General features: G+C 59.4%; 19 protein-coding genes, 2 pseudogenes and 2 riboswitches. Of the genes and pseudogenes, 14 read left to right on the top strand and 7 right to left on the bottom strand.

Going from position 1 to position 19,100, the window contains the following annotated elements:
• Positions 1–58: 58 nt before the first annotated feature.
• Together M0654_RS20405 and istB are read left to right on the top strand one after the other, a co-directional pair.
• Positions 59–704, top strand: a pseudogene (locus M0654_RS20405) (Mu transposase domain-containing protein); the annotation flags it as partial.
• Complete coding sequence (gene istB / locus M0654_RS20400) at positions 634–1,368, top strand: IS21-like element helper ATPase IstB (RefSeq protein WP_248684652.1); 735 nt, start codon at positions 634–636, stop codon at positions 1,366–1,368. The pseudogene M0654_RS20405 and the gene istB, both read left to right, overlap by 71 nt.
• 136 nt (positions 1,369–1,504) lie before the next feature.
• On the opposite strand, the pseudogene M0654_RS20395 reads toward istB, so the two are convergent.
• The 5 genes and pseudogenes from M0654_RS20395 to M0654_RS20375 all read right to left on the bottom strand — a co-directional run.
• Positions 1,505–1,737, bottom strand: a pseudogene (locus tag M0654_RS20395) (AAA family ATPase); the annotation flags it as partial.
• Positions 1,738–2,003: 266 nt separating this feature from the next.
• Positions 2,004–3,461, bottom strand: coding sequence for a cobyric acid synthase (locus tag M0654_RS20390; protein ID WP_248684651.1), 1,458 nt, complete (start codon positions 3,459–3,461; stop codon positions 2,004–2,006).
• A 3-nt stretch (positions 3,462–3,464) separates the two neighbouring features.
• Positions 3,465–4,079 carry a cob(I)yrinic acid a,c-diamide adenosyltransferase gene (cobO, locus tag M0654_RS20385; protein WP_118852041.1) on the bottom strand — a complete coding sequence of 205 codons (615 nt, stop codon included), beginning with the start codon at positions 4,077–4,079 and terminating at the stop codon, positions 3,465–3,467.
• On the bottom strand, positions 4,076–4,822 hold the full coding sequence (locus M0654_RS20380) for a CbtA family protein (RefSeq protein WP_248684650.1): 747 nt from the start codon (positions 4,820–4,822) through the stop codon (positions 4,076–4,078). The genes cobO and M0654_RS20380 overlap by 4 nt, the downstream gene beginning before the upstream one ends.
• A gap of 10 nt (positions 4,823–4,832) precedes the next feature.
• Positions 4,833–5,009: a CbtB domain-containing protein gene (locus M0654_RS20375; protein WP_118852844.1), complete on the bottom strand. Its 177-nt coding sequence runs from the start codon at positions 5,007–5,009 to the stop codon at positions 4,833–4,835.
• Positions 5,010–5,043: 34 nt separating this feature from the next.
• A riboswitch (cobalamin riboswitch) is annotated at positions 5,044–5,235 on the bottom strand.
• A gap of 61 nt (positions 5,236–5,296) precedes the next feature.
• A riboswitch (cobalamin riboswitch) is annotated at positions 5,297–5,503 on the top strand.
• Here M0654_RS20375 and M0654_RS22975 point away from each other — a divergent pair.
• The 7 genes from M0654_RS22975 to M0654_RS20345 all read left to right on the top strand — a co-directional run bounded on the left by M0654_RS22975 (position 5,461) and on the right by M0654_RS20345 (position 13,811).
• Complete coding sequence (locus tag M0654_RS22975) at positions 5,461–6,000, top strand: DUF1636 family protein (RefSeq protein WP_150132736.1); 540 nt, start codon at positions 5,461–5,463, stop codon at positions 5,998–6,000. (Overlaps the previous riboswitch by 43 nt.)
• Entirely contained in the window at positions 5,997–7,034 is a 1,038-nt protein-coding gene (gene cobW / locus M0654_RS20370) for a cobalamin biosynthesis protein CobW (RefSeq protein WP_248684649.1), read from the top strand. The genes M0654_RS22975 and cobW overlap by 4 nt, the downstream gene beginning before the upstream one ends.
• 16 nt (positions 7,035–7,050) lie before the next feature.
• Positions 7,051–10,371, top strand: a complete 3,321-nt coding sequence (gene cobN, locus M0654_RS20365; RefSeq protein WP_248684648.1) for a cobaltochelatase subunit CobN — start codon at positions 7,051–7,053, stop codon at positions 10,369–10,371.
• Positions 10,368–11,678, top strand: a complete 1,311-nt coding sequence (cobG, locus tag M0654_RS20360) for a precorrin-3B synthase (RefSeq protein ID WP_118852046.1) — start codon at positions 10,368–10,370, stop codon at positions 11,676–11,678. Before cobN ends, cobG begins: the two co-directional genes overlap by 4 nt.
• On the top strand, positions 11,675–12,304 hold the full coding sequence (locus tag M0654_RS20355; RefSeq protein WP_248684647.1) for a precorrin-8X methylmutase: 630 nt from the start codon (positions 11,675–11,677) through the stop codon (positions 12,302–12,304). Before cobG ends, M0654_RS20355 begins: the two co-directional genes overlap by 4 nt.
• Positions 12,301–13,038: a precorrin-2 C(20)-methyltransferase gene (locus tag M0654_RS20350; RefSeq protein WP_118852048.1), complete on the top strand. Its 738-nt coding sequence runs from the start codon at positions 12,301–12,303 to the stop codon at positions 13,036–13,038. The genes M0654_RS20355 and M0654_RS20350 overlap by 4 nt, the downstream gene beginning before the upstream one ends.
• Positions 13,035–13,811: a precorrin-3B C(17)-methyltransferase gene (locus M0654_RS20345; protein WP_248684646.1), complete on the top strand. Its 777-nt coding sequence runs from the start codon at positions 13,035–13,037 to the stop codon at positions 13,809–13,811. Before M0654_RS20350 ends, M0654_RS20345 begins: the two co-directional genes overlap by 4 nt.
• On the opposite strand, the gene M0654_RS20340 is transcribed toward M0654_RS20345, so the two are convergent.
• Positions 13,790–14,596: a cobalt-precorrin-6A reductase gene (locus M0654_RS20340; protein WP_282571719.1), complete on the bottom strand. Its 807-nt coding sequence runs from the start codon at positions 14,594–14,596 to the stop codon at positions 13,790–13,792. The two genes, M0654_RS20345 and M0654_RS20340, sit on opposite strands and share 22 nt — an antisense overlap.
• Between M0654_RS20340 and cbiE the strand changes: the two genes are divergently transcribed.
• The 3 genes from cbiE to cobM are packed head-to-tail and all read left to right on the top strand — an operon-like array spanning position 14,544 to position 16,953.
• A complete protein-coding gene (gene cbiE, locus M0654_RS20335) occupies positions 14,544–15,791 on the top strand; it encodes a precorrin-6y C5,15-methyltransferase (decarboxylating) subunit CbiE (protein WP_248684645.1) in 1,248 nt (415 codons plus the stop codon). The two genes, M0654_RS20340 and cbiE, sit on opposite strands and share 53 nt — an antisense overlap.
• Positions 15,758–16,174, top strand: coding sequence for a cobalamin biosynthesis protein (locus tag M0654_RS22970; protein ID WP_118852051.1), 417 nt, complete (start codon positions 15,758–15,760; stop codon positions 16,172–16,174). The genes cbiE and M0654_RS22970 overlap by 34 nt, the downstream gene beginning before the upstream one ends.
• Positions 16,171–16,953, top strand: a complete 783-nt coding sequence (cobM, locus tag M0654_RS20330; RefSeq protein ID WP_248684644.1) for a precorrin-4 C(11)-methyltransferase — start codon at positions 16,171–16,173, stop codon at positions 16,951–16,953. The genes M0654_RS22970 and cobM overlap by 4 nt, the downstream gene beginning before the upstream one ends.
• Here cobM and M0654_RS20325 read toward each other — a convergent pair.
• On the bottom strand, positions 16,929–18,038 hold the full coding sequence (locus tag M0654_RS20325) for a cobalt-precorrin-5B (C(1))-methyltransferase (RefSeq protein ID WP_248684643.1): 1,110 nt from the start codon (positions 18,036–18,038) through the stop codon (positions 16,929–16,931). The two genes, cobM and M0654_RS20325, sit on opposite strands and share 25 nt — an antisense overlap.
• A 53-nt stretch (positions 18,039–18,091) precedes the next feature.
• Here M0654_RS20325 and cobA point away from each other — a divergent pair, with 53 nt between their 5' ends.
• Both cobA and M0654_RS20315 read left to right on the top strand, forming a co-directional pair.
• Positions 18,092–18,886 (top strand): uroporphyrinogen-III C-methyltransferase, encoded by a 795-nt coding sequence (gene cobA / locus M0654_RS20320; protein WP_248684642.1) that lies wholly within the window; start codon positions 18,092–18,094, stop codon positions 18,884–18,886.
• Positions 18,883–19,100, top strand: a 218-nt coding sequence (locus M0654_RS20315; RefSeq protein WP_449289666.1) for a nucleotide-binding protein, incomplete at its 3' end; no start/stop codon positions are given. The genes cobA and M0654_RS20315, both read left to right, overlap by 4 nt.

The raw sequence follows: 19,100 nt of genomic DNA, 5'->3' as shown, positions 1-19,100 counted from the left end.
TCGGCATAAGTGGGGAATTTTACTTCGGCACTTCTGGGGAAAATTTACACGGCATTGACAATTCGACGGTTTCCACAGTGTCCCGGCATCCGTGTCAAAGACCTGCACGGTCCGTTTCGATAACAATAAATACTCCGTCCTCTCAACGGCGGTGGGTCGCCCTGTCGAAGTTCACGCCTACGCCGACCGGATCGTTATCCGACAGGACGGGATGAATGTGGGTGAACACGAGCGTTGCTTCGGCCGAGGTGAGACCACTTACAATCCTTGGCACTATGTTCCTGTCCTCGCTCGCAAACCTGGCGCATTGCGTAACGGCGCACCATTCAGAGACTGGGCGCTGCCAGCCCCGATGGAGAAGGTCCGCAAACGGCTGAAGAGCGACGATGATGGTGATCGGCAAATGGTTGCCATCCTTGCATGCGTGCCCGTTGACGGTCTCACGGCTGTCGAAGCGGCCTGCCAGGAGGCTCTCGATCATGGCGTCTGCTCCGCATCCGTGATCATCAATATTCTGGCTCGAAGCCGCGATCCGGCTCCCGCCGTGACCCTGCAAATCCCGGATGCGCTTCGGCTTGCCCATGAGCCGGTCGCCGACTGCGCTCGTTACGACAGGCTCAGGAGGGTAAGTTGATGGAACCCACGCAGGTTCTCGAACTGATGAGCACGCTGAAGCTCTACGGAATGCGCAGCGCCTACGATGAGGTCATGGGAAACGGCATCAAGCGGCAGCATGAACCACCGCGCATTGTCGGTGATCTCCTGCAGTCGGAGATCGCCGAGAAGCAGGCACGCTCCATTCGCTATCAGCTCAGCATCGCCAAATTGCCGTTGGCAAAAGATATCGACGACTTCGATTTCGCCGATACGCCCGTCAATGAATCTCTGGTGCGGGAACTGGCCACCGGCACCTTCGTCGCAGACCAGCGCAACGTCGTTCTCGTCGGCGGCACGGGAACCGGTAAGAGCCATCTGGCCATCGCGATTGCCCGTGCTCTCATCCGCAACAGCACACGTGGCCGCTTCTTCAACGTTGTCGATCTGGTCAATCGGTTGGAAACAGAGACGCGCAACGGCAAGCAAGGCCGGACGGCGGATTACCTTACACGCCTCGACTTCATCATCCTCGATGAACTCGGCTATCTGCCGTTCGCGCAGGCAGGAGGCCAGCTCCTGTTCCATTTGATCAGTCGGCTTTACGAGCGCACCTCGATCATCGTCACCACGAACCTTGCCTTCGGCGAATGGCCGTCGGTCTTCGGCGATGCGAAGATGACGACCGCACTCCTCGACCGCCTGACACATCACTGCGAGATTGTGGAAACCGGAAACGAATCCTGGCGCTTCAAAAACCGCTCTCAAAGCTAAAGCCGGAGATACCCATCACCCGCACTTGGCCTACCCTCTGCAACCCCGGCCAGCGCCGGGCAGGCCAAGCGCTGATCGTCTACAGGGGGGGTGAAGATTGGATAAGTAAAAGGGGTGAATGTTCGGTGCTGATTGACATTTCGGGCCAAGGCGGTGTCAGGAAGACTCGCGAGTAGTAGCGGCTGGATTGTATCAGCGTATCAAGAGCGGGCTCACCAGCCGCGTGCTCAAGGGCCGCCGCGTCTACAAGCCCTCGATCAAAGAAGACCCAACCACCACTTCGGGCCGCGTGCTCGCGGTCCCAGCAGCGAGGCTGATCGCACGTCTTGCGAATGCAGCCAAGTCAACCCATGGAACCGCAGTGCCATCCCGGCGCGACTTCGGGCGACAGCGCTCTTGAACAGATATGAACCGCCGGTGCCTGCGTTCAGTAGTTCGCCGCGCCGAAGATTATTCGAACGCCTCACTTTGCGCGCTTGATCCAGTCGACGTTTTCTTACCTGACGCCACACTATCGCGAGTGAACGCCTGCCTGTTGTCGAACAGCGTTTAATCCATCGCGGCACTAAGCAATAGTGCGGATCAAACCGACCGCGCTTCAACCTCGATGAGTGAAGCTTTCGGCTTTGATCGTCTTAGCGCGCAAGTGTAAGGAGCATGTCCAAATCAAGATGTTGCTCGACATGGTCCGCAAGGCGGTCAAGTACTGCATCTATCTCTGCGTTATAATCGAGATGAGATGCGGTTCCTCCGATCCTGCAAAGCCAGGCCGAGCGTTGCCGATTGTCAGCGAATAATCCATGGACATAGGTTCCCGTTACGCGCCCATTCACTGAGATCGCACCCTCGTCTTTGCCGTCGACAGTCGCAAACGGTCGAGAACAAGCGGGTCCCTGCGTGCGCCCGACATGCATTTCATAGCCAGAAAAGAACTCGCCGTCGAAGCTTCGCCCCTCGACCGCCTGCAGTCGCTTCTGCCCATCCAGTTGCGTCTCTACGTCAAGCAGGGCAAGACCATCAATCGAGCCCGGTTCACCTTCGAAACCAAACGGATCGCTTACCTTCCGACCTAGCATCTGGTAGCCGCCGCAAAGGCCGAGGACATGGCCACCACGGCGTGCGTGAGCGACAATATCAACGCCGAGGCCACTCTCCTTCAGGACCCGGAGATCTGCAATCGTAGCTTTGGAACCGACGAGAAGTACGAGATCGCAGTCATTGGGCAGTATCTCGTGCGGTCGCACCCGGATCAGATCCACATCAGGCTCTGCCTCCAGCGGATCGAGATCGTCGAAATTCGATATGTGCGGCAGGATTGGTACGGCGACGCGCAGTTTGGTGCCAACCTTCCGCTTCTCCGGCTGCCCCAGCCCTAACGCATCCTCAGCAGGAAGACGGGAAGCATCCTTGAAGAAGGGCAGCAGCCCGATCGCCTGCCAGCCGGTCAAAGCGGCCACTTGTCGCATCCCCTCTTCGAAGAGCAGAGGATCGCCGCGGAACCGATTGACAATGAAGCCAGCGATCATTGCCGCATCGGGGGGATCGAGCACTACTTTCGTTCCGACCAAGCTCGCAATCACACCTCCTCGGTCAATATCCCCGATCATCACGACCGGCACATCGGCAGCACGAGCGAAGCCCATGTTGGCGATATCGTTTTGGCGCAGATTGATCTCTGACGCGCTACCGGCGCCCTCCACCAAGATCAGATCCGCCGCCGATTTTAGCCTCGAAAAGCTGTCCAGGACATGGGGCATCAGCGCCGCCTTCATCCGCTGATACTCGGCGGCCCTTGCATTACAAAGTACACGGCCCTGCACCACGACCTGCGCGCCCACGTCACCCTGTGGCTTTAGCAGTACCGGGTTCATGTGAACACTGAGGGGCACGTTTGCGGCTCTCGCCTGCAGTGCCTGCGCCCGCCCAATCTCACCGCCATCGGCGGTCACCGCAGCGTTGTTCGACATGTTCTGCGGCTTGAACGGTAGGACGGTAACCCCCCGCAGTGTGAAGGCACGAGCGAGTGCTGCAACAACGAGCGACTTCCCTACGTCCGAGCCCGTTCCCTGGAACATCAATGCGCGGGCTGCCATCGCTCAGAACTCGATGCCTGCCTGAGCCTTCACGCCGGCCTTGAAGTGGTGCTTCACCAGCGTCATCTCCGTCACGAGGTCAGCCGCCTCAAGCAGAGCGGGCTTGGCATTGCGCCCGGTAACGACGACATGCAGATCAGGGCGCCGTGCTTGAAGCGTCGTGATCACGGCATCAATGTCGAGATAATCGTAGCGCAGCGCGATGTTCAGTTCGTCCAGGACGACAAGGGCTATCGTCTCATCCTGCATCAGGTCCACCGCCTTCTGCCAGGCACGTTCCGCTGCTGCGATGTCCCGTTTCAGATCCTGCGTTTCCCAGGTAAAACCCTCGCCCATCGTATGCCAGACCACACGATCTCCGAAGACCGCGAGCGCAGGTTGCTCTCCGGTAGACCAGGCGCCTTTGATGAACTGGACGATACCGACACGCCTGTTGTTGCCAAGCATCCGCAAAGCTAGGCCGAAGGCCGCAGTGGATTTACCCTTGCCGGAGCCGGTGTGCACGAGGAGAAGGCCCTTTTCCAAGGTCTTCTCCGCAACTTCAGCATCCTGAATGGATTTACGGTTTGCCATCTTGGCGCGATGGCGTGCCTCGACTTGTTCGTCGACCTGTTTCACCGCACTGGCTCTGCCGCGCCGTTGGAATATGCCTCCTCTCCACCGCGAAGTCGAGCTCTCACAACGCCTGAGACTGTGCCGAGCATCGCCCAGAAAAGCAGGCTTGTTGCGAAAACGGATGCTACAAAACGCGCATGCAATTCCAACGGAACCGCTGTTTCGTGAGTGTCGGGTAGGGGCGCGCCCCACAGATGAGGGGCAACAAGTGAAAGGATGCCCAACACAGCGAGGGTTGGCGCTTTGGTATAAGCGAGCAGACCCAGCCCCAGTGCGGTCAAAGCTACCGTCGCAAACCACCACAACTGCCGCGCGGCCAGATCGGCTGCAGGCATCCCGGGAAGTTCTGGCGGCAGTCCGAGCCCCGGCGCCAGGCTGAAGGCAAGGAAGCCGGCTAAGCCAAACATAAGCCCACTCCTCCACCCATTGAGCGTTCCCAGCGCCTCCGCCGCCGTCAACAGAATGAGAGCGAAGCCGATCCCAGCAAGCATGTTGGAAGCAGCCGTGTAAACGAAGCGCTCCGTGCCGTCGGCCGGCGTCCATCCCTCTTCTCCATGATCATGTGCAGGCGTACCCTCATCATGCGCATGGGAGTGGGAATGCCCAACCTCCTCGCCTTTGCCTTCAAAGGTTTCAGCGTGAATAATAAGTGGGATCGTGGCGTAGCTCTGCAGCACGGTAAGGATGAGCCCAGACACAAGCCCGGACACCACCGCCGCCAAGACGATGTTGCGAAACAAGTACATGTCGGCTTCCTCAGTGGCAGGGGAACGCGAGTGAATGACGCGAATCGTGCGCGGCGTTGTGAACAACCTCCATATGCGAGAAGCCTACGAACCCTATAACAAACATGCCGAGCATGGCCGTTATGCTAAGGGGAACAATCTTGGAAGCGGAGGCACCGAGTGCAATGGCTGCCGTCTTGGTCGTCATATCGTTTCCTTTCGCCCTCAACCCCGAGAGCATCTTCTTCACCAACGCGTCGGCAGGTCTCCTGGCTTGCGGATCACACGCTTTCTCCCGCCTTCCCAGATTTCTCCAGTGGCACTTGGGAGTAAAGCTCTCCGCTTACAGTTGCGGGGGCAGCCGCGGAATCGACTATCAGTCTCACCGCATTCCCTTTTCGTCCCGTTCGGACACCGACGATATCGGCACTATACTCTAATCGTCCTTGAGGGCAATCCGAATAGGAGAACGCATTGACACGACCCCATACGCGGGCTTACTGAAATGCTGACGGTTCCTTTCCGGCAACGGGAGGGACGAAAAGGGAATGCGGTGCGATTCAATTTGGATCAATGCCGCGGCTGCCCCCGCAACTGTAAGCGGATAGCTTCAGCCATAAGGCCACTGGGAGACACCCGGGAAGGCTGGTTTGAGAGCAATGACCCGCGAGCCAGGAGACCTGCCGTTGAGATGCTGTGCTTTGCCGGGCGGGGTGCTCCGGTGGAAGCGACGATCACGATGGCAGATCCGTAAGTGCGAGTCTGCCTCCGCGCCCCACATTCAGTTGAGTTGGAACGCGGCATTGATCAACGATCAGCCTAACATTGAACCCGATGTAACGATCTTCGTGTGCACAAACTGCCGTGCAGGGTCCGAGGATGACTCGCGGCCCGGGATCGGACTGATCCACGCGCTGCGACAGGCAACTGCACATCTGCCACTTTCGGTGAAGCCTGTGACCTGCCTCGCCAACTGCGAGAAAAGTCCGAGCGCAGCCTTCAGGCACCGCTCCGGATGGTCTTACGTGTTCGGTCACCTTGCCCTTGGGAACGTTGATGACATCGTCCATGGCGCCATGATGCTCGCTCAGGATGAACGCGGCTTTCTGCCCTTGCGCGGTCGGCCCTCCTGTCTCCGCGGCAAAGGTATGACAGCTCGCATCCCTCCTTTCCATCATCATGAGGACTTGCCCCAATGACCATCGATGTTGATCGTGTGCCGTGTACAGTCGTGACCGGTTTCCTTGGAGCGGGAAAGACAACGCTTATTCGACACCTCATGGAGAAGCTCCCAGGTAAGCGCGTTGCCATCATTGTCAACGAGTTCGGCGACGTTGGGATCGATGGCGAGGTCTTGAAGGGCTGCGCCATCGAAAGCTGCCCCGACGAAAACATTATCGAACTCGCGAATGGCTGCATCTGCTGCACGGTAGCAGATGACTTCGTACCGGCGATCAACCAGATCTTATCCCTCAGACCCCGCGTAGATCACATCCTAATCGAGACGTCTGGACTTGCTCTGCCGAAGCCGCTCGTTCAGGCCTTCAATTGGCCTGCAGTGAAAGCCCGTGTTACGGTGGACGCCGTTGTGGCCGTCGTGGACGGGGTTGCTTTGGCTGAAGGGCGCGTTGCCAGTGATCACGACGCTCTTGAAGCACAGCGCCAGGCCGACGGGTCCATCGATCACGACGATCCAGTCGAAGAAGTCTTCGATGACCAAATCGCCTGCGCCGACCTGATTGTGCTTACCAAAACCGACCTGCTCGATCTGGGCGCCCTTACAAGGGCAAAGTCGCGCGTGGCGGCACACCTGCCCCGCGCCGTGAAGATCGTTGCGTCCGCCCATGGTTCGATCGATCCAGGCGTTCTTGTCGGACTGGAACTGGCGGTTGAGGATGATATCGAGAGCCGCAGGACACATCACGATGATGAACTTGATCACGACCACGATGACTTCGAGAGCTTCGTGTTGGATCTGCCTGCAGTTGCCGATGCAGAGGATCTTGCCAAGCGGATCGCCGAGACTGCAGAGGCAAAGGGCGTGTTGCGCGTGAAGGGTTTCGTAAACGTCGCGAACAAGCCGATGCGCTTGCAGGTTCAGGCGGTAGGCTCACGCGTCAACCACTATTTCGATCGCGTTTGGGCGCCTGGGGAAACGCGCCAAACGCGGCTCGTCGTGATCGGTGAAAGAGGCATCGACCGTTCTGCAATCGAGAGAATGCTGGCGGCCTGAAGGCCAGAATGACATTATGCACATACTTGCTACCACATCGTCGTCACTTGACGACCTCATCGAGCCGGTTGACCTGAAACAGGCACCGGCTGATGTGGTGGTCCTGTCCTTCTCGCCCAGCGATCTCAACAGCATCACCTCTGCCTGGCCCGCGAGCGGCGCCACATCTATCAGCACGGCAAACCTCAACGATCTCCGCCACCCGATGTCGGTTGACTTGTGGCTGGACAAGACGGCAGTCCATGCCAAGCTGATCTTGGTGCGCATCTTGGGTGGCTTTGATCGGTGGCAGTATGGTGTGGAGCAACTTGCAACTCTCGCTAGAACCAGAAATATCAAGCTGGCACTTCTGCCCGGCGAATGCAGTGTTCGGGACGATCGTCTTGCAGCGGCATCCACCGTTAACGCAGATCAACTGGCTGCCATCCTTGCCTGCTTCCGTCAGGGCGGGCGCAATAACATGCTACTGCTGGCAGGCCATCTGGACGCGCTCGCACGTGATCAGGTGATTGACCTTGTTCCTGCGCAAGAAGTACCCAAGAGCGGGTTCTATCACCCGGGCACGGGTATAGTAGCGCTTGACTCGCTACTGGCCAATCAGCCCTGCTCCGCTCCGCGGTTGCCAATTCTCTTCTATCGGTCGATGCTGCTCGCCGATGATGTGTCTCCGATCGACAAACTGTTCGAGTGCCTAGCCGCACGCGGCTTTGTTCCCATACCGTTGTTCCTCGGCAGTTTGAAGGATCCAGAATGTCTTGACTTCGTCCAGACAGCTATGGAGGCGATCGATCCTGCGGCCATCTTGTCGACCACGGCCTTTGCCGCGGGAGCGGACGTGAATAACGACACTATTTTCGATATCTGTGGCGCACCTGTGTTCCAGATTGTCGTCGCAACGACGCCACGGGACGCGTGGTCGAGTAATGAACGCGGCCTTGGACCATCCGACCTCGCCATGCACGTCTTCCTCCCGGAATTGGACGGCAGGATTCTCGCCGGTGCCATCTCTTTCAAACAAGGTACCGAGTTGTCGCGTGTCTTCAATCAACCCGAACTAGATCGAGTTGAACACGTCGTTGAAAGGATCGGCAGCTTCCTGCGCATGCAGCGGACGCCTCGGGCTGAGCGGAAGATAGCGATCCTCATGCCGGACTATCCAAATGCTCCCGGCCGGACCGGCTATGCCGTTGGACTGGACGTCCCGCAAAGCGTGCTCTCGATTATGGATACATTGGCAGCCGCAGGATATCGGCTTTCAACTCAGCCCAGCAGCCCGCGCGATCTTTTGGACCGGCTGGAGTGCGAGGGTGGGCTGGCGCTGGATGACTACATCCGCAGCTTGCAGCTGCTGCCTGCAGGCGCCTTAGAGGCAACCGAAGCCGCATGGGGTCCATGCGAGCATGATCCTGACGTAGCCGGAGGCGTCTTCCGGTTCCGCGCGCATACCTTTGGGAACGTCACCGTTGCGCTCGCTCCTGACCGTGGCCGGCACGCAAATCGACGCGCCGATTATCACGATCCGCACCTCCCACCTCGCCATTCCCTGCTTGCGTTCGGTATGTGGCTACGCCAGACGCTCAATGTCGACGCCGTGGTTCATGTCGGTGCCCATGGTACACTGGAATGGCTTCCCGGCAAGACGGTTGCGCTGTCAAAGTCCTGCTTTCCCGAAGTCGTGCTAGGTGGCCTCCCTGTCATCTATCCGTTCATCGTTTCCAACCCCGGGGAAGCAGCGGTGGCAAAACGGCGGATCGGAGCGGTGACCATCGGTCATCTGCCACCGATGCTGAGCAGCGCCGGTCTCACGGAAGATCACATGAAACTGGAACTGCTTGTCGATGAATATGCACAAGCCGACGGTCTGGATCGGCGGCGCCGAAATCGGCTTGCACAGTTGATAGTTGAAACAGCCCATGAAGTCGGCCTTGGTGCCGAAGCCGGTTTCTCGCGTGATGATGATCCCGACACTGCGCTCGCGCGGATCGATGCGTTCCTGTGCGATCTGAAGGATTTCTCGATCAAGGACGGCCAGCATGTCTTCGGCGTTGCGGCTAGGGACGAAACCGATGGGCTGAGGCTTGCCAGTGTGGCTTGCGAACGCGCGGCTTTACTGGCGGCCTTGGACGGTCGGCACATCCGTCCGGGTCCCTCAGGAGCACCAGCGAGGGGTCGCCGTGACGTTATGCCCACTGGCCGCAATCTCTATACCAGCGACCCTCGTACCCTTCCCACCCCTACGGCATACGAACTCGGCAAACAGGCAGCAGACGAGGTGCTGCGTCGATACCTCCAGGATCACGGTGAATGGCCAAGAAGCCTCATCTTCGACCTCTGGGGAAGTGCGTCGCTTCGCAGCGGCGGCGAAGAGGTCGCGCAGGTTCTTGCGCTTATGGGAGCACGGCCGACGTACGATCCCGAAACCGGGCGCGTAACCGGTCTCGACATCATCCCGCCGGCTCAACTCGGACGCCCCCGGGTCGACGTGACGCTGAGGATATCGGGGTTGTTTCGCGACATGTTCCCCGCCCTCATTGCCCTTTTGGACGCTGCGACGCGCGCAATCGCGAAGCGCCGGGAAGCGCCAGGTGATAACCCGCTTGCCGAAGCGGCAGAACGGCAAGGCCAGGTGCCTCTCCGCATATTCGGCTCGGCACCTGGCACCTACGGAGCGGGTATCGAGGATCGTCTATCCAGCGGTGATTGGCATGAACGCGAGGAATTGGGACAGGCCTATCTGGATAACACAAGCCATGCCTTCACGGGCGCGGAAGGTCGCGCCCGTGAAGCAGTGGGACATTTCGCTGATCGCGTTGCCGAAGCCGACTTGCTGGTTCATACCGGTGATGATCCCGGTCGTGACTTGCTTGATGGATCCGCTGATGTGTCTTTCATCGGCGGCTTTTCCGCGGCGGTCGCGGCGCTGGGTGGAAAAGCGGATGTCATAGCGCTTGATACCACTAACCCGAACAAGCCGAAAGCGCGCTCCATTTCCGAAGCTGTGACGCGTGTGGTCAGGGCTCGCGTCGTCAATCCGCGCTTCGTTGCCGGCCAAATGCGGCACGGACCGCGCGGCGCTGCTGAGCTAGTGGAGGCGGTCGATCGGCTGATTGGCTTCGCGGAGACCACCTGCGCAATCCCCCAGTCGCTGATTGAGGCGACGTACGACTCTTATGTCCTAGACCCGCAGGTGCGAAACTTCCTGTTGTCGCAGAATCCTGAAGGGGCACGTTACATGGCAGATCGTTTTCGTTCCGCCCTGCAGCGCGGGCTTTGGCACCCGCGCAGAAATGCGGTAGACGAGGAACTGGAAATGCTTGCTCCCGGGAGGGCGGCATGACAGCGATCTTTCAAGAGTCGAACAAGAGCGGCTTGCGACGTGGAGCCTGCCCTGCCCTGTCTTCTCCTATGAGCACCGGTGATGGACTGCTTGCGCGTATCGCCTTAATCGATCGTATCAGTACAGGGCAACTGTCGCAGTTGTGCGTGCTCGCGAGCCGCCACGGGAATGGCATCATCGATATCTCGTCACGTGGAAATCTACAGATCCGTGGTCTCAGCGATGCTTCAGCACGGCTACTAGACCAAGACGTGCGGGCACTGGGATTGCCGGTACGGGAAGATCTCGCCGTAGAACACCCCCCCCTTGCGGGATTGGATGCTACGGAGATTGCCGATCCCCGTGAGCTTGCAGCGGCCATCAGAGAAGGCTGCAGGGGCATCGAAGGTCTTGCTCCAAAAATGTCTGTGGTCGTCGATGGTGGGGGACAGGTGCGGTTGTCAAACCTGCTGGCCGACATCAGACTTGTAGCCAATCCGCATGAGGAAGGTGGTGGCTGGACGATCATGCTCGGCGGCACAGAAGTGTCCGGCCGCATCCACGCCACCATGAGCGGCGGCGACGCCGTAGCGGAGGTGTCGAGACTGCTAAAGATGCTGGCAGCGATAGGACCAGATGCGCGAGGCCGAGATCTCGCCGGGGCCCTCCCCGACAGCACGGTCTCAACAGAAGCAACACCCCCTTTTGGAATTCGGCCCTTGGTGGACGGGAGGTCCGCAGTCGGAATCGGCCTCCCATTCGGCCAGATTGCAGCGGAGCGGCTTCGTGAGCTTTGTGCCAAGGCGAACGACCTGCATATCGATCTCGTTCAGCCCACAATCGAACGTTCGGTGCTTTTCCTTGGTAAGTCTCAGTCCTGCAAGGCATTGCTCGATTTCGCCGAACAGCGGGAGTTCGTAGTTGCTCCACTAGATCCCCGAGGCGCTATCGCAGTGTGCTCAGGCAGTCCCGCCTGCGCGTCAGCAGCAATCCCAACTCACAGTCTGGCCGCCGGTGTCCTGGCAGAATTTGCGGATCTGCTCGACGGATCCTTCAAGCTACATGTCACCGGCTGCCCAAAGGGGTGCGCCCATCCTCAGCCTTCCCCTCTTGCCCTTTGCGGTACAGCCACCGGCATCTCCTTCATCTCTGGTCGCGCAGCCGATCGTCCTTTTCTTACCATATCAAGAACAGAGACGCAGTCCGCGCTCCGTCAGCTCGCCACTTTTCTCAAGCGTGAGAAGCGCGAGGGGGAAAGCTCTGCTGCCTGCCTTTCCCGGCTAGGTCCAACTGCGCTAGCCGCCAATACCATGTCAGGACGTTTATGATCTCATACGACTACATCCGTGAAGGTGATGCTATTTACCGGCAGTCCTTCAATATCATTCGCAAGGAGGCGGATCTCTCTGCCTTCACCGAAGAACAGGCCGACATCGCCGTTCGGATGATCCATGCCTGCGGACTCGTCGGGGCTGCGGAACATTTTCTTTTCTCTGCCGACTTCGTTGCCAAGGCTCGCGGAGCGTTGCATGCTGGCGCGCCGATCTTCTGCGATGCAGAAATGGTGGCTCACGGCATTACCCGCGCTCGTCTCCCAGCCGACAACCCGGTCATCTGCACCTTGCGTGATGGCAGGACGGTCGAGATTGCGCGTACTATCGGGAATACGCGGTCGGCCGCAGCACTCAATCTATGGGACGGAATGGGCGGCGCGCTCGTCGCAATCGGAAACGCTCCGACTGCTCTCTTTCGACTTCTCGAACTACTCGATGCCGGAGCACCTCGCCCCGCCGCCATAATTGGCATGCCTGTAGGCTTTGTCGGCGCAGCAGAATCAAAAGATGCCTTGATCGCCCACTCGTTCGGGATTCCTTATGCTGTCGTGCGCGGACGTATGGGGGGATCGGCAATGACGGCTGCAGCAATCAATGCGCTCGCGAGGGCTGGTTTGTGACTTCAAGTACGACAGGGAAGTTGTTGGGCGTTGGCACAGGTCCCGGCGATCCGGAATTGGTGACACTCAAGGCGGTCAAAGCTCTTCAGGAGGCCGATGTGGTCGCCTTCTTCTGCAAGAAAGGTAGCAAGGGGAACGCGCGCGCAATTGTCGACGCGCACATTCGACCAGAAATCATAGAAATGCCGCTGGTTTATCCGGTTACGGTCGAGACGCAGAAGGATGAGCCCGACTATCTGCGCTCCATTGCAGAGTTCTTTGATCGTTCAGCCGCTAAAATTTCCCATCATCTGGATGAGGGACGCACGGTCGCCGTTCTGAGCGAAGGAGATCCGTTGTTCTATGGCTCCTACATGCATCTACATGTTCGCCTTGCCTCCCGATATGCGACCCAAGTCGTAGCAGGCGTAACCGCGATGTCCGGCTGCTGGTCAATGGCAGGACTACCTCTGGTGCAGGGAGATGACGTATTGAGCATCCTGCCGGGGACTCTGCCTGAAGAGGCGCTGACAAGTCGGCTGCTTGATACTCATGGTGCCGTGATCATGAAGGTAGGCCGCAACCTGCCGAAAATTCGTCGGGCCTTGCAAGCGGCCGGCAAACTTCAAGGCGCTCTTTATGTGGAACGCGGTACGATGGCCAGCGGAAGCGCGCAACCGCTGGAAACACGCGACGAGAGCCCTGCGCCGTACTTCTCAATCGTGCTGGTCCCTGGCTGGAATACGCGACCATGAACAGATCGGCTGCCGGATCATTGACTGTGGTAGGGCTTGGCCCTGGTAATCCGGAGCAGATGACGCCGGAGGCAGCGGCGGCCGTTGCCGCTGCTGAGGATTTCTTTGGCTATTTCCCGTATCTTGATCGGCTCTCCCTTCGTCCCGACCAGCGCCGCCACGCTTCGGACAACCGCGAGGAGCTGGCCCGCGCCAGGGCGGCGTTGCAGATGGCCATCGCAGGTGGAAAAGTCTGCGTCGTCTCCGGCGGCGATCCTGGCGTTTTCGCCATGGCGGCTGCCGTCTGTGAGGCAATCGAAGAAGGACCCTCGGACTGGAGAGATCTCGAGGTTCTTGTTGTTCCGGGCGTCACAGCCATGCTTGCCGTTGCTGCCAAGGCCGGCGCGCCTCTGGGGCACGACTTCTGTGCCATTTCTCTCTCGACCAACCTGAAGCCTTGGGCGATCATCGAAAAGCGTATTACTGCTGCGGCAGAGGCCGGCTTCGTCATCGCCTTCTACAACCCTGTCAGCAAAGCCCGTCCGCATCAGCTCAGCGAAGCGCTTGATCTTCTGCGTCGCCATTTGCCAGCCGATGTACCGGTGATCTTCGGCCGCGCAGCCGGCCGGCCAAACGAATCTATTCGGGTCCTCCCGCTCGCGGATGCGACCAGTGACATGGCCGACATGGCGACGTGCATCATTATCGGCTCGGCGGAAACGCGGTTAATCAGGCGAGGTGACAGGCAGCCTCTGGTCTATTCTCCCCGCAGCTACACAGGCGGGAAAGCATGAGCGAGATAGCGCACCAATTCGTCCACGGATCCGACTTTGAGAACCTCCGGCAGCGATGGCCGATCAATCAGCACAACCTCTATTCCAAGCTTCCGGGCCGCCGCGATTTTACCATAGCTCGCAGGGCCGCCGCTGTTCTTCGCGATGACAACATCGATGTCGTGCTCGAGCAACAGTCCCTCCTCTTCAGCTTCCTTGAAGGGGCCGCGGCCGGTAAAATAGACAGCCTGAGGAACCTTGAGCGGCGGGTCCACCGGATCGACGCTGCGAATCACGTAGCGGTGCTGCGGTGCCGCCTCGAACGGCAGCAAGTCCTGTCGGCCAAGCGTCAGGAAAACGCGACGGGGGCTTGGTCCCAACACCGCGACGGCATCACTGACACTGCTGGTGGTCCGCCATCGGTCGCCAATCTGAGGGCTCCATGGTGCGCGCCGCAACGCGATCAACGGGACACCCGAAAGCTTCGATGCAAGCGCCGCATTGGCGGAAATCTGCGCAGCATAGGGATGTGTTGCATCCACCAGCATGACAAAATCTTGGGCACGAAGATAGCGCGCCAGTCCTTCCACCCCCCCGAAACCGCCAACCCGCAAGGGGACGGTATGCTCCGCGGGGGATCGGGTGCGGCCCGCCAACGAGAGTTGCACAGCGTATCGCCGGTCCGCACCCAGCAGGTCCGCGATCCGGCGCGCCTCCGCCGTTCCGCCAAGTATGAGGATGGGGTACTTCACAATGTCTCCTGAGTCGAACCGCGACCATGCACCGTTGACCCGCTGGCTGTCCATCGTTGGGATCGGCGAGAATGGTATTCTTGGACTAGGTGACGGTGCAAAGCGAGCTATAGCTTCTGCTCGTGTAGTCTTTGGAGGCCGGAGACACCTCGAACTTGCATCACCTTTGATTTCTGGCGAGGCGCGAGCATGGGGAACGCCATTCGATGTAACAATGGCTGACGTAATGGCGCTGAGGCAGCAGCCGGTCTGCGTGCTTGCTTCTGGCGACCCTTTCTTGTTCGGCGTCGGGGTTACTTTAGCCAAACTCGTACCTGCCAGCGAATACGCGGCGTTTCCCGCTCCATCAGCCTTCTCGCTTGCAGCATCGAGGCTCGGCTGGCCACTTCAGGACGTAGAAGCCGTTTCGCTTCATGGCCGTCCAATCGACTTGATCCGTCCGCTCCTGCATCCAGGCCGTCGGGTGATGGCACTGACATCCGATGGCCAGGGCCCTGCAGCCATTTCACACTTGCTCTGCGAAAATGGGTTTGGAAAGTCCCGAATGACGGTTCTTGAGGCGATTGGCGGCGACAAGGAGCGCTTGCGAACATCTCGGGCATCGGAGTTTCGGTTCGACGACATTAATGAACTAAACGTCGTCGCGATTGAGTTGTACGGAACAGGGCGTATCTTGCCCCTTTCGAACGGCCTCGACGACGATCTGTTCGAGCACTATGGTCAGATTACAAAACGCGAAGTCCGTGCCGTGACGCTTTCGGCCCTCGCTCCCCGCCGTGGCGAGTTGTTATGGGACATCGGCGCAGGCTCAGGATCGATCGGGATAGAATGGATGTTGCGGCATCCGTCGATGCGAGCCATTGCAGTAGAAAGGAATCCAGTCCGGGCAGCACGCGCGTGTCGGAATGCTCAAACCTGTGGAGTACCGGATCTCAAGGTCGTTGAAGGCACCGCTCCAGGGGTCCTTACCGACCTTGACGATCCAGATGCAATCTTCATCGGCGGTGGCGGCAGCGAGAACGGCTTACTCGAAGCGGCTGCGGCACGACTGAAGCCCGGAGGGCGGCTGGTGGCAAATGCCGTGACACTTGAGATGGAGACAGTTCTGCTTGCCGCACACGCGCGGCTAGGGGGCCAATTCATCCGCCTGCAGGTTAGCCGGGTGGAGCCGGTGGGTTCAATGCAAGGCTGGAAGGTAGCAATGCCAGTGACGCAATGGATCTGGCAGAAGACGGAGGAGCAACAATGATCGTGGCCGGGATGGGCTGCAGGCGCGGAACGCCCGTGAATGAACTCGAAGCCGCACTGCTTTCGGCCTGTGATCGCGCCCGCATCGATCCTGCTTCTATTCGCGCCTTGGCCACAGGACGGATCAAGGCGAACGAAACGGGCTTAATAGACCTTGCACAGCGCCTCGGTTTGCCGCTTCACATAGTAGGAGACGAGGAACTGAGGGCATCTGCGCCGCGAACTCACACAATCTCCCGCCAGAGCCTCGCACACACACAATCGACCAGCCTCTCAGAAGCAGCAGCGCTTGCCGTGGCAGGCGCCAGCGCTCTCCTGATTGCAACCCGCATAGTAACCAAACGCGCCACGTGTGCACTAGCCCAGTCGGCGGAGGCTCAATGACTGTCCATTTCATCGGAGCGGGACCCGGAGCCGCCGACCTCATCACCGTGCGCGGCCGCGACCTCATTGCCCGGTCGCCTGTCTGCCTCTATGCCGGCTCAATCATGCCGCGGGAACTCATCGAGTACTGTCCCCCGGGCGCACGCATCGTGGATACTGGTTCGCTGTCGCTGGAAGATATCGAAGATGAGTTCTTGAAGGCACATCGCCAAGGAAAGGATGTGGCGCGGCTGCATTCAGGGGATCTTTCGGTATGGAGTGCGGTGGCGGAACAGATACGCAGGTTGGAACGACACGGCATCGACTTTACGATGACCCCGGGGGTTCCATCTTTCGCAGCCGCCGCCGCGGCACTCCGACAGGAGCTGACGATCCCGGAGCTCGCGCAGAGTCTTGTCCTCACTCGCACCTCCGGCCGCGCTTCCCCGATGCCGGAGGGTGAGACGCTTGCAGCCTTCGCGGCAACGGGCGCAACGCTTGCTGTTCATCTTGCCGTACATGTCATGGGCCGTATCGTTGAAGAACTCATTCCATACTACGGCGCCGCATGCCCAGTCGCGATTGTCGTGAAGGCCAGTTGGCCGGAGGAGCGGATCATCCGCGGCACGTTGGCAGACATTGAGGCCAAACTTGCCTCCGAGCCCGTCGAGCGGACAGCCCTGATCTTTGTTGGTCGTAGCCTTGACGCAGGTAACTACCCCGAAAGTCAGCTCTACAATGCGGATTACGTCCGGCGCTTCCGCCCGGGGTGGGCTCAAGACTGTGAGGCTTCTGAATGACCGGTTGGCGCGAAGGGTGCCAATCCCCTAAGGCCGCCCTCACGGTCGAACACCAGGACTTCGAGCGAGATGTCAGGCCTGTTCAGAACCTTGGACGCGGTCGTCCATGCAAGCGACGCAACCCGGTCGCCCAGATCGAGACCCGCCTCCAAGGCTATTTCAAATGCACCAGCCACAGTGTTGGCGGCCGCGATCTGAAGAGCAAGATCCTCCTCCGCGCCGCCGTCACGTGCAACTTGCGCAAGCGCTTCCAAGTCAGCCAGTCCGCGCTTGGAATGGACATCGAGCATCCCCTGAGCGAGCTTCGTCATCTTGGCAACACCTCCCGCGATCGTGACGTGCGACACCGGGTGATCGCGCAGATATTTCAGCATGCCACCGATGAAATCGCCCATATCGATCAAGGCAATCTCGGGAAGGTGATGGTGCGCAGCAACGGCACGCTCGGATGTACTCCCGGTCGCCCCGGCAACGTGAGTGAGGCCAGCCGCCCGAGCGACATCGATGCCCCGCCAGATCGAGTGGATCCATGCAGAACAGGAGAACGGAATCACGATCCCGGTAGTGCCAAGGATCGATATCCCGCCGATGATGCCAAGACGCGGGTTGAGTGTCTTTTCCGCGAGTCTTTCGCCATCCAAGACCGATATTTCGACTTCCATGTCGGCATGCGGTCCGGCAACTTCGGAAATCGCTGCGATGATCATCTTGCGTGGCACCGGGTTGATCGCAGGCTCGCCCGGCGGCAAGGGCAATCCGGGACGGGTGATCCGCCCCACTCCCTTGCCGGCTCGAAATGTAATACCGGAGCCATGGTCGCTGCGGCGTACAGTGCTGCAGATCATTGCTCCATGCGTCACATCAGGATCGTCTCCGGCATCCTTGACGATTCCAGCGGTTGCAAATCCTGCACCCATTGTCTCCTGCGCCAGCACAAATGCCGGCCTCTGCCCACCCGGCAACGTAACCTCCACGATCGGGGGGAAATGGCCTTCGAGCAAAGCCTGACATGCCGCCTTGGTCGCTGCTGCCGCGCAGGTGCCCGTGGTCCAACCACGGCGGAGGTTCTTGCCTTCGCTGATCATGAACGTTTGTATATCCTTGCAGCCGATCCGCGTCATTGGCAAAAGGTTGCCGCATGAACTTAATAGATACACTCGCAACCATCTCCGCATCCGACCCAGCTTTTGAGCCCGGGCATGTCTGGCTTGCGGGAGCAGGTCCTGGTCATCCGCGCTACCTTACGCTGGAAGTTGCAGACGCGTTGTCAAAAACAGACAGCATTGTTTATGACGCGCTTGTCTCCCCTGAAGTTCTCGCACTCGCCACCGGTTCCGCGGAACTGCATTTTGCCGGAAAGCGGGGTGGCAAGCCATCGGAAACCCAAGACAACATTACCTCCACGCTGATCCGGCTCGCGCGGTCGGGCAAGAAGGTGTTGAGGCTCAAAGGAGGAGATCCCTTCATCTTCGGCCGGGGTGGAGAGGAAGCAGAGGCGCTTGTCCAGGCTGGCATACCGTGTCGTATTCTGCCAGGCATGACTTCTGCAATTGCAGCACTCGCCTCTGCGCGCATCCCGGCCACCATGAGAGGTATAAGTCGCTCCATTACGTTCACTACCGGTCACGCCGCCGGCTCTGAAGATCATCTCGACTGGCACGCCCTTGCGAGACTGGGCGAACCGATCGTCGTCTATATGGGTCTAAAGATGATCGGAGAGATCAGTCGGCTTTTGATGGAGGGCGGCATGGCGGCTCAGACGCCAGTTGCCGTACTGATGGCGGTATCTACTCCCGATGAGCGGATCTTGCTCGCCAAGCTCGAAACGGTCGAAGCCGAAGTGCGGCGACAGGATTTTGCCGCTCCTGCACTTATCGTCATCGGTGATATTGTGCCAGTACGCAAGCTTCTAACACCCGGTCAACGCTCTTGACACCACGCGCGATTATTGTTGGTGCGCCACGCTCCGGCTCTGGAAAGACCAGCGTCACCGTGGGCCTGCTTCGTGCTTTTGCGAGGAACGGCGTGAAGGTACGGGGCGTGAAGAGCGGACCCGATTACATCGATCCGGGCTTTCACGAAGCGGCAACAGGTCATCCTGCTCTCAACCTCGATAGCTGGGCCATGCACCCGTCACTCCTTTCTCA

The sequence above is a fragment of the Neorhizobium turbinariae genome, assembly GCF_023223505.1.
Classification (GTDB): domain Bacteria; phylum Pseudomonadota; class Alphaproteobacteria; order Rhizobiales; family Rhizobiaceae; genus Neorhizobium; species Neorhizobium turbinariae.
The sequence above is the reverse complement of the archived record's forward strand: the minus strand, read 5'-3'. Positions and strand labels throughout refer to the sequence as shown.